7 protein-coding genes are annotated in these 10,449 nt (G+C 75.5%); all 7 read right to left on the reverse strand.

The features are described from left to right. Positions 1–357: 357 nt before the first annotated feature. On the reverse strand, positions 358–1,752 hold the full coding sequence (locus J0670_RS18025; protein WP_374223121.1) for a serine hydrolase domain-containing protein: 1,395 nt from the start codon (positions 1,750–1,752) through the stop codon (positions 358–360). A gap of 60 nt (positions 1,753–1,812) precedes the next feature. Beyond that, positions 1,813–3,174, reverse strand: a complete 1,362-nt coding sequence (locus J0670_RS18030) for a M1 family metallopeptidase (protein ID WP_207812632.1) — start codon at positions 3,172–3,174, stop codon at positions 1,813–1,815. A 59-nt stretch (positions 3,175–3,233) separates the two neighbouring features. Further along, positions 3,234–7,106, reverse strand: a complete 3,873-nt coding sequence (locus J0670_RS18035) for a Pls/PosA family non-ribosomal peptide synthetase (protein WP_207812633.1) — start codon at positions 7,104–7,106, stop codon at positions 3,234–3,236. A gap of 360 nt (positions 7,107–7,466) precedes the next feature. Then, the gene (locus J0670_RS18040; protein WP_207812634.1) at positions 7,467–8,333 is read right to left on the reverse strand and encodes an NmrA family NAD(P)-binding protein; all 867 of its coding nucleotides are present in this window, start codon (positions 8,331–8,333) and stop codon (positions 7,467–7,469) included. Further along, complete coding sequence (locus J0670_RS18045) at positions 8,330–8,818, reverse strand: hypothetical protein (protein WP_207812635.1); 489 nt, start codon at positions 8,816–8,818, stop codon at positions 8,330–8,332. Before J0670_RS18045 ends, J0670_RS18040 begins: the two co-directional genes overlap by 4 nt. 152 nt (positions 8,819–8,970) lie before the next feature. Then, complete coding sequence (locus J0670_RS18050) at positions 8,971–9,492, reverse strand: MarR family winged helix-turn-helix transcriptional regulator (RefSeq protein ID WP_207812636.1); 522 nt, start codon at positions 9,490–9,492, stop codon at positions 8,971–8,973. Positions 9,493–9,548: 56 nt separating this feature from the next. Next, positions 9,549–10,449, reverse strand: a 901-nt coding sequence (locus tag J0670_RS18055; protein WP_207812637.1) for an FAD-dependent monooxygenase, incomplete at its 5' end; no start/stop codon positions are given.

Raw genomic sequence — 10,449 nt, forward strand, 5'->3', positions numbered from 1 at the left:
GGCGGACCCTCCAGGGCAGCACGATCGGCGGTGCCGTGGATCGCCAGGGCACCGTCCCGGCCCGCAGGCGTTGGGCATGGACGCGAACCGGTCCCCGTATGTCTCTCCGAGTCGGTTGGCATTTATGTTGCGGCCCGGGGGAGCGGAGATGTGCACCTGTTGAATGGGGCCACCCGTGGGCTCCCGTGGGCTCCCGGTCATCTGCCGGGCACCGGGCGGTCGTTCGCCGTGGGTGGACAGCGGGGGCGCGCACCTGCCTCGCGCGCCCCCGCCGTCACCGCCCGAACCCCGCTTTTTCCGGGCGCCCCCGCCGTCAGACCCCCTGTCGCCAGACCCCCGTTGCCAGACCGCCCGCCGTCAGATCGCCCGCCAGCCCTGCGGGTCGACGCCGCCGGGGACGGTCCCGGCCGGGCCGTACGGCTCGCGGGTGTAGACGAAGGAGCCGATGTCCAGGTGGCTGACCGAGCCGTCGGCGGCCCGGACCACGCGCAGCGTCTCGCCCGCGTAGTAGTTGTCGAGGCCGATCCAGGTGCCGTCCGGCCGGGGACGGAAGCGCGAGGCCCGGCTGCCGCCCGCGAGCTGGGTCAGCTCCAGCACGCGGTCGGCCCGCAGCCGCACGACGCTGGGCGCGGCGCCCCAGTACCAGGGGCCGGTGACGGCCAGCAGGTCCTCGTCCACCTCGGGCAACGGGCGCCAGGGTTCCGGCAGCCGGGGCTCGTGCGCGGCGGTGATGGCGATCAACTCGGCGGCCAGCAGCGAGGTGTTGGCGCCGCTGGTGGCGTTGGACAGGGCGAAGGCGGCCAGGCCGTCCTCCTCGCTGACCCACAGGCCGGCCGTGAAGCCGGGCATCGAGCCGGAGTGACCGTACAGCAACCGGCCCTCGTGGCGGCGCAGTTGCAGGCCGAGGCCGTACCCGGAGGTCCACCCGGCGTCGTCCGGCCCGACGGCGGGGCGGCGCATCTCGGCGAGGGTGTCGGCGCTCAGCACCCGGTCGTGGCCGGCCGAGAGGAAGGCCGCCCAGCGGGCCAGGTCGGCTCCGGTGGACCAGAGTTGGCCGGCCGGGCCCATCCGGCCGGTGTCGGTGAGCGGCTCGGGCAGCAGGACGTCGGCCCACGGGTGGACGGCGAAGCCCCCGGCGTGCGGGTGCTCGGGCAGCAGCGTGGTGCGGTCCATGTCGAGCGGCGCCAGCACCTCGCGGCGCAGCACCTCGCCCCAGGGCTCTCCGCGCAGCCGCTCGACCAACGCGCCGAGCAGCGCGTAGCCGGGGTTGGAGTAGTGGTGGAGGCGCCCGGCCGGGTGCTTGAGCGGGTTCTCCGCCTCCAGCAGGTCGTCGAGTTCGGGCCGCAGCGAGCCCTCGGTCCGCTCCCACCAGGGGCCGGGCGTCTCGGAGGCGAGCCCGGCGGAGTGCGCGAGCAGCTGGGCGACGGTGGCGCCGTCGGCCGGGGTGCCGGGCAGGTGGCGGGCGAGCGGGTCGTTCAGGTCGAGCAGGCCCTCGTCGCGCAGCCGCAGCACCAGGACGGCGACGAAGGTCTTGGTGAGCGAGCCGATCCGGTACTGGACGTCCTGGTCCGGCGCGTGCCCGTCGATCATGCTGCGGGCGCCGCCCCACACCGGCCGGCCGTCCCGCACCACCCCGGCGACCAGCGAGGGCGTGCGGCCCTCGGTCTGGGCGACGGCGATCCGGTGCAGCAGGGCGCGGCCGGTGGTGGGCAGCAGTTCGTCCATCATCTGATCATTTGAGCTCATCGACATGGACGGACAGTAGCCCAGCAGGACCGCCGACCTGAGCGAATATCCTGCGCGTACGTCCGCTCAGCCCGGCAGCGGCGGCAGTTCGGGCCGCTCCAGCCAGGCCTCGAACAGCGGGCCGAGCGGAGCGGAGGTGTACCGGGAGGCGTGCGCGAGCAGGTCGACGGTGGCGACCACGCCGTGCCGGTGGATGCTCGCCCAGTCCCGCAGCATGGCGAAGAACGCGTCCTCTCCGAGCGCCCGCCGCAGCGCGTGCACCACCAGCCCGCCGCGCTGGTAGAGCCGGTCGTCGAACATCAGCTTGCGGCCCGGGTCGCCGAGCCGCAGGTCCTGCGGCAGCCCGGCGAGCAGCCGGTGCGCGGCGGCGGCGTGCACGGCCGCGCCGGGGCCGCCGGAGCGCTCGGACCACAGCCACTCCGCGTACTTGGCGAAGCCCTCGTTCAGCCAGATGTGCCGCCAGTCGGCGATCGAGACGCTGTTGCCGAACCACTGGTGGGCCAGCTCGTGCGCGATCAGCCGCTCGCGCTCCCACCCGCCGCCGAGGTGATTGGTCCCGAAGGTGGCCACGCCCTGCGCCTCCACCGGGACGTCCAACTCCTCGTCCGCGACCACCACCGCGTACTCGCCGAACGGGTACGGCCCGAAGACCTCGGTGAAGTACGCCATCATCTCCGGCTGCCGGGCGAAGTCCCGGCCGAAGGACTCGGCCAGCCGCTGCGGTACGTATCCGGTCTGCGGTACGTACCCGGTCTGCGGCACGTGACCGGCCTGCGGAGTGGCCGGGCGCGCGGCCAGCGGCACCGGCAGGTAGTGCCCGATGGACACCGTCACCAGGTACGGCGAGGTCGGCGCGCTCTGCTCGTACACCCAGGTGGTGCTGGACGCCCGGGTGGTCCGGGCCAGCAGCCGCCCGCTCGCCAGCACGGTGAACGGGGACGGTGTGGTGACGGCGATCTGGTACGTGGCCTTGTCCGCGGGCCGGTCGTTGCACGGGTACCAGGACGGCGCGCCGACCGGCTGACTGGCCACCAGCGCGCCCTCGGTCAGCTCCTCCCAGCCCAGGCCGCCCCACGGGCTGCGCACCGGGCGCGGGTTGCCGGTGTAGTGCACCTCGGCGGTGAAGGCGGCGCCCGCCGCGAGCGGCCGGGCCGGGCGGATCCGCAGCCTGCCGCCGCGGTGGGTGTAGCGGGCCGCCTTGCCGTCGACCAGCACCCGGCCGATCCGGAACTCGGCCAGGTCGAGCACGAACTCCGCGAGCGCCACGTCGGCCACCGCGCTGATCCGGGCGGAGGCGGCCAGCCGGTTGGGCCCGGGCCGGTAGTCCAGCGCGAGCTCGTAGCGGTGCACCCGGAAGCGGTGGTCGCCGCTGTTCGGGAAGTACGGGTCCGGGCCGCTGGCGGCCGGCGGGACGGGCTTGGACTTCACGGGGAGGGGCGCTTCCTGCGGGCCGGGACGGGTGGTCGGGAGAGGGGTCTCGGGGGCGGTCACGGCGTGGTCTGCCACGCCTCGATGGGGTTGCCCAGCCACCGCGTGTCCGCGGGGACGGACTCGGCCCGCATCACCAGCGAGGCCGGGCCCAGCGTGCTGCGCGCGCCCACCGTGCTGCCGGGCAGCACGATCCCGCCCGGGCCCAGGGTGGCGCCCTCGCGGAGGACCACAGTATCCATCCGCATGATCCGGTCGTGGAAGAGGTGCGTCTGCACCACGCAGCCCCGGTTCACGCTGACCCCGTCCCCGAGGGTGACCAGGTCCGCCTCCGGCAGCCAGTAGCTCTCGCACCAGACGCCGTGCCCGACCTTCGCGCCGAGCGCCCGCAGCCACAGGTTCAGCACCGGGGTGCCCGGCACCGCCCCGATCAGCCACGGCACCGCCAGCACCTCGACGAAGGTGTCCGCCAGCTCGTTGCGCCACACGAAACCGCTCCACAGCGGGTGCTCCACCGCCCGGAACCGCCCGACCAGCAGCCACTTCGCCGCCACCGCGACCAGGCAGGCCACACCGCCCGCCGCCAGCAGCACCGGGCCGGACAGCACCGCCGCGAGCAGGGGCGACGCGGCCGCCAGCCAGGACAGCGACGCCACCGTCAGCAGACCCAGCGCCCCGGAGGCCAGCACCGGCAGCAGCCGGGCCAGCTCGACCAGCCCGCGCGCCCACAGCAGCCGGGTCGGCGGCTCGTAGGTCAGGCTCTGGTCCGCCTCGTCCGCCGCCCGGGGCAGCCGCATCGGCGGCATGCCCAGGTACGACCCGCCCTTCTTCGCCTTCTCCGGCGTCGCCGACAGCACGCCCACCAGGCCGCGCTTGGGCACCGACCGGCCCGGCGCGGTCATCCCCGAGTTGCCGAGGAAGGCCCGCTCGCCGACCTTCGCCTCACCGAGCCGCACCCAGCCGCCGCCCAGCTCGTACGGCGCCATCAGGGTGTCGTCGGCCAGGAAAGCGCCGTCGCCGACCGTGGTCAGGCTGGGCAGCGCGAGCACCGTGGACACCTCGGCGTGCCGCCCGACCCGCATCCCCAGCGCCCGCAGCCACAGCGGCGTGACCAGCCCGGCGTACAGCGGGAACAGCACCTCCCGGGCCCGGTCCATCAGCTGGGTGACCGTCCACGCCTGCCAGCCGACCCGGCCGTGCAGCGGGTGCACCCCGGGCGTCAGGCCGACGCTCAGCAGCCGCACCAGCGCCACCAGCTGCGCCGCGTACATCGCGCCGTACGCCAGGGTGGCGGGCAGCAGGCCGAGCAGCGCGCCGCCGAGCGCCCCGCCGAGGTCCGCGCCCTGGTCGACGAAGCGGGAGAGCACGGCGAGCGCGGCCACGGCGGGCAGCACCGGGAGCAGGCCGAGCAGGGCGCCGCTCGCGCCGTACAGCGCGGCCCAGCCGGCCCGGCGCGGCGGGCGCTCCTTGGGCCAGAGGCGCTCCGTCCGGCCCAGCTTGACGGCGGGTGCGCCGCCCCAGCGCTGGCCGGTCGGCACCTGGCCGGTGACGCTGGAGCCGGCCACCACCTGGGCCCGTTTGCCGATCCTGGCGCCGGGCAGCAGTGTCGAGCGGGTGCCGACGACGGCGCCGGAGCCGACCTTGATCTGGCCGACCTCCAGCCGGTCGCCGTCCAGCCAGTAGCCGCACAGGTCGACCTCGGCCTCGACCGCGCAGCCCCGGCCCAGCTTGAGCATCCCGGTGACCGGCGGCAGCGAGTGCAGGTCCACGTCGGGGGAGACCTTGGCGCCCAGCGCGCGGGCGTAGCGGACCAGCCAGGCGCCGGACAGCGCGGTCGCGCCGCTCAGCTCGGCCAGCCGTTCGGCGGCCCACAGCCGCAGGTGCACCGAGCCGCCGCGCGGGTGGCTGCCGGGGCGCAGGCCGCGCAGCAGCAGCCGGGCGCCGCCGGCCGCGATCGCCAGCCGGCCCGCCGGGGAGTACAGCGCCAGCGCGCCCGCGCCGACGGCCCACCAGGAGGCGGTGGGCGCCCACGGGAAGTCGCCGAGGTGGGTCAGCAGGTTCCCGGCGGCCAGCAGGGCGACCGTCCAGCGCAGGCCGACCACGGCGAACAGCGGGATCAGCAGGAGCAGCTGCAGCAGTTTGGCCCGGGTCGGCACCAGGGCGATGGTGCGGGCCTCGCCGCCCTCGGCGGCGGTGCGCTCCAGGTGCCGGGCGAGCTTGCGCAGCGTCGGGTGCTGGTAGACGTCCAGCACGGCGGCGCTCGGGTAGCGGGTGCGCAGCAGGGTGGTCAGCCGGGCGGCGGCCAGGCTGCCGCCGCCGATCGCGAAGAAGTCGTCGCGCGCGCCGCTCACCTGCACGCCGAGGATCTCGGCCCACTGCTCGGCCAGCCAGGCCTCGGTGCCGTACAGCCGCTCGCTCGGCCCGGCGGCCTCCAGCTCGGGCAGCGGCCAGGGCAGGGCGGCCCGGTCGACCTTGCCGGACGTGCGGGTGGGCAGGGTGTCGACCGGGGCGAGCAGCGGCACCAGGGCGGCGGGCAGCTCGGCGCGCAGCCGCTCGACGGCCTGCTCGCGGTCGAAGCCGTCCTGGACCACCAGGTAGCCGACCAGCAGCTGGTTGCCGCCGCGCGCGGTGCGGACGGCGGCGGCCGCGCCCGCCACCCCGGGCAGGGCCTGGAGGGCCGCGTCGACCTCGCCGAGCTCGATCCGGCGGCCGCCCAGCTTGATCTGCTCGTCGGTACGGCCCAGGAACAGCAGGCCGGCCGGGTCGGCCTGGACGAGGTCGCCGCTGCGGTAGGCGCGTTCCCAGCCCAGCGAGGGCAGCGGCGCGTACTTCTCGGCGTCCTTCTCCGGGTCGAGGTAGCGGGCCAGGCCGACCCCGCCGATCACCAGCTGGCCGGTGCCGCCGGGGGCGACCGGCAGGCCGGCCTCGTCCACCACGGCGAGGTCCCAGCCGTCCAGCGGCAGGCCGATCCGCACCGGGCCCTCGCCGGTCAGCAGCGCCGCGCAGGCGACCACGGTGGCCTCGGTCGGGCCGTAGGTGTTCCACACCTCGCGGCCCTCGGTGACCAGCCGCTGCACGAGCTCGGGCGGGCAGGCCTCGCCGCCGAAGATCAGCAGCCGCACCTCGTTGAGTGCCTCGGCCGGCCACAGCGCGGCCAGGGTGGGGACGGTGGAGACCACGGTGATCTCCTGCTCGGCCAGCCACGGGCCCAGGTCGGCGCCGCTGCGCACCTGGGAGCGGGGGACGGGCACCAGGCAGGCGCCGTGCCGCCAGGCCAGCCACATCTCCTCGCAGGAGGCGTCGAAGGCGACGGAGAGGCCGGCCATCACCCGGTCGCCGGGGCCGATCGGCTCCTCCCGGAGGAAGAGCGCGGCCTCGGCGTCGACGAAGGCGGCCGCGTTGTGGTGGGTGACGGCCACGCCCTTGGGCTTGCCGGTCGACCCGGAGGTGAAGATGATCCAGGCGTCGTCGGCCGGGGTGGGACGGCGTTCCAGGGCGGGTGCGCGCTCCGTGGTGGTGGCCAGGCTGAGCCCGGCGCCGAGCACGGCGGCGACGGCGGCCTCGCCGAAGACCAGCTGGGCGCGCTCGTCCGGGTCCTCGGCGTCCACCGGGACGTAGGCGGCGCCAGCGGTGAGCACGGCCAGGATCGACACGTACAGGTCGTTGGTGCCGGAGGGCACCCGCACGCCGACCCGGTCGCCCGGGCCGATGCCGGCGGCGGCCAGCCGGCGGCGCAGCCGCTCGACCTCGGTGGCGAGGGCGCGGTAGCTGAGCACGGTGCGGCCGTCGTCCAGGGCCGGCTCGTCGGGGTGGGCGCGCACGGTGGCGTCCAGGACGTCGACCAGGGTGCGCGGGGCGGCGGCGGGGCGGCCCGGGAAGACGGCCTGCGGCGGCGCGGTGCCCTGGTTCGGCTGGCTCGGTTCAGCTGTCATGGCAGCCGTGCGCTCCTCGTCCTCGCCCCGTTCCGACCGATGTCCGGCCCTTGGGGGCGGTGGGAGCACTCTCCTGATCGGGTGACCCCACTCCGGGGCCGGAGCGGACAACCTGACCGATGCTAGCCCCGGATTCCCGGCGGGGCAGGAGCGGGCGCTCGGCCCAACTGGGCCCGGAATGGCCGAATCTGACGCAACATCAGTCAACAACTGGGGCTTCAGTACCGCGATGTGACGTGCTGTCATTCGAATTGACGGATCGTCAGGTGGGGTTTTCGATCGTGATCCACGCCACAGGGATTGCTGCTCCCTTCGGGTGGCGGGCCGGGCGCGGCGGCGCCGCGCCCGGCCCGTGGGTGCTCAGCGGAAGAGGTGCAGGTTCTCGCCGAGGAAGGCCTCCAGGGTGCGCGGGGCGCGTCCGGTGAGACGCTGGAAGGCGTCGTCGGGGGTCTCCTCGCGAACCACCGCGAGCTGCTGGATCTCCACCACGTGGGTGGCCAGCCAGTCCGGCATCCCGGCCCGGTCGACCAGGTGGGCGTGCAGTTCGGACGGGCTCAGGTCGAGGTAGCGGACCGGTCGGCCGAGCAGCTCGCCCAGCAGGGCGGTGAGCTCCGGGTAGCTGTACGCCCGGCCGCCGGTGAGCGGGTAGGTGCCGCCGGCCGACCCCGGCCGGGTGAGGACCTCGACCGCGGCGTCCCCGATGTCCCGGACGTCCACGTAGTTGCACCGCGCCTGCCCCATCGCGCCGTGCACCACCCCGGCGGCGGCGATGCCCGGCGCCAGGAGCAGCAGCTTCTGCATGAAGGCGTACGGCCGCAGCACGGTGGTGGTGATGCCCGAGGACCGCAGCCGCTCCTCGATCAGGTGATGGCCGCGGGAGACCGCGACGGGGGAGTGCGGCTCGGCGGCGGGGGCGGAGACCTTGACGATGTGTTCCACCCCGCAGTCGACGGCCGCCTCGACCGCGTTCAGCTCGTACCGCACCTGGTGCGGGCCGTTGGCCATGGCGAGGAAGAGCCGGCGCGCGCCGTGGAAGGCCGCGCGCAGGGAGTCCGGGTCGGCGGCGTCGGCCGGGTGGATCTCGGTCCGGGCTCGGGTGCGGTCGTCGAGTGCGGCGGCCAGCCGGGCGGGGTCGCGGCTGAGGGCGCGGGTCGGTACGCCGAGGGTGGCGAGGCTACGCAGGGTGGCGCCGCCGGTGGCGCCACCGGCGCCCAGGATGGCGATCATGAGGTCTGCCTTTCGGGTCGGGGTGTGGAGGGGAGTCGGTGTTGCGGCTCGCGGGTGCGGCGGCTGCCGCGCCAGCGCCAGGTGGTGATGGTGGCGGCGATCGCCGAGGAGACCGGCAGGTCGACGGGCAGTCGCCGCGGCCAGGGGCTGTCGGCCAGCGCCGGGAGGTGCGGGAGCCAGCGCGCCGCGGCGAGGCCGACGGCGAGGGCGAGTGCGGCCGCGGCCAGGCCGAGGGCGGCGGCCGCGAGCGCGCGCGGGGTCCGGGCGGGTCTGGCGCGGACGGGGCGGCGGCGCAGTACGGAGCCGAGCGCGGCGGCCACGACGGCGGAGGTGCCGCCGATGGTGGTGAGCGCGGCGGCCACCAGCTGCGGCTGCCGGGTGATGGCGCCGCCGAGGCCGGCCATGACGGCGGGCATGGCGTAGGAGGTCAACACCTCGCGCCACAGGACGAAGGGCGGGGGAGCGCCGGGTGCCTTCTTGCTCATGGGTTGTCCTCTGTTCGGCTTGATGGTTCGGCTTCGGCTCGGCTTCGGCGATTCTGATTAGGTGGCTAAGTATCTGGGCATGCTTAGGTGCCTAACTATTGGGGCTGAGGGGAGGCGGGCCGCTTCTGGCGGCCCGCCCGGGGTGTGGCGGGTCAGTCGGCGGTGAGGGCGTCGATGCCCGCGACCACCCGGCCCAGCAGGTCGAGGAAGGTGGCGCGCTCCTCCACGGAGAGACCGCCGACCAGGGCCTGCATCCGGGCGAAGTGCTCGGGCGCGAGCTCGCGCAGCCGGTCGGCGCCGCGCGCGGTGAGGATCACCACGTTGCCCCGGCCGTCCTCGGTGGACGGCCGGCGGGCCACCAGGCCCTCCCGCTCCAGGCCGTCGACCAGGCCGGTCACGGTCGCCCGGGACACCCCGAGGCTCGCCGCGAGCTGGGAGGGCGACTTCTCGCCGCCGTGGTCCTCCAGGTCGGAGAGCAGTCGGTAGCGGCCGGTGGAGAGGCCGAAGCGGCCGAAGTGCACCTCCCCGGCCTGGCCGATCCGGGCGCCCGCCGCCATCAGCCGGGCCGCGACCAGGACCGCCTGCGGGTCGGCCGTCAGGCCGTAGCGGGTGATCTGGCGGCGGGCCTGGTCGAGGCTGGGGGTGCCCGGATCGTTCTCGGGGTGCGGCGTCATGGAAGTAATATGGTGCCTAATCAGTTCCCCGGTCAAGCGAGCGGCCCGGCTCTTGCCTAGGCGGCACGGGGAGCGATCCGGGGCGGCCGCCAGTCGGCGTGCTTCAGGACGGTGCGGACCATCGCGCCCGGCGGGGTGAGCCGGATCGCCGCATTGCGCAGGCCGACCGCCAGCGGGTTGGCGAGCTGCTGGCCCATCCGGCCGGCCCGGCGGGCGTCGCGGGCCACGGTCTGGCTGCGCGGGCGCCGGAGCGCGTCGTAGCGGGCGAGCGCCCCCTCGACCGTACGGCCGTCGGCGACCGCCGCCGCCAGGGTCACCGCGTCCTCCAGGGCCTGGCAGGCGCCCTGGCCGAGGTGTGGCGTCATGGCGTGCGCCGCGTCGCCGAGCAGGGCGATCCGACCGGAGACGTAACCGGGAAGCGGGGTGACCAGCTCGTTGACGTCGTGGTGCAGCACCGCCTCCGGGCGGGTCGCGGCCAGCAGTGCGGGGATCGGGTCGTGCCAGCGGGCGAAGCGGCGGCGGACCTCGGTCAGCGAGTCCCGGTAGCGGACCCCGGCCGGGGCGTTGAGCACGGCGTGCCACTCGGCCCGGCCGTCCGGGAAGGCGATGTGGCCGAACTCGGCGCCGTGGCCCCAGGTCAGCTCGAAGTCGGCGGTCAGCCCCTCGACCGGGTGCTCGGTGATCGCCCGCAGCACGGTCGAACCGCTGTACACGGGCCCGGGGTGAGCGGGGAAGAGGCGCCGCCGGATGCGGCTGTGGATGCCGTCGGCCGCCACCAGGAGGTCGGCCTCCAGCGTGGTGTCGCCGTAGCCGACCCGGACCCGGGAGGGGTGCGAGGTGTCGAGGTCGGTCACCTCGGCGCCGATCACCAGGGACTCGGGGGGCAGGGCCTCCCGCAGGATCCGGTGCAGGTCCGCCCGGGGGATGCCGACGATCGGTGCTCCCAGCTCCCGCTCC

The organism is Streptomyces sp. FH025 (genome assembly GCF_017427025.1).
GTDB lineage: Bacteria > Actinomycetota > Actinomycetes > Streptomycetales > Streptomycetaceae > Kitasatospora.

Excerpts from the sequence above, each read along its gene's own strand:
- J0670_RS18025 (WP_374223121.1), bottom strand. The coding sequence starts at position 1,752 with ATGTCGATGAGCTCAAATGATCAGATGATGGACGAACTGCTGCCCACC.
- J0670_RS18035 (WP_207812633.1), bottom strand. The coding sequence starts at position 7,106 with ATGACAGCTGAACCGAGCCAGCCGAACCAGGGCACCGCGCCGCCGCAG.
- J0670_RS18040 (WP_207812634.1), bottom strand. The coding sequence starts at position 8,333 with ATGATCGCCATCCTGGGCGCCGGTGGCGCCACCGGCGGCGCCACCCTG.
- J0670_RS18045 (WP_207812635.1), bottom strand. The coding sequence starts at position 8,818 with ATGAGCAAGAAGGCACCCGGCGCTCCCCCGCCCTTCGTCCTGTGGCGC.
- J0670_RS18050 (WP_207812636.1), bottom strand. The coding sequence starts at position 9,492 with ATGACGCCGCACCCCGAGAACGATCCGGGCACCCCCAGCCTCGACCAG.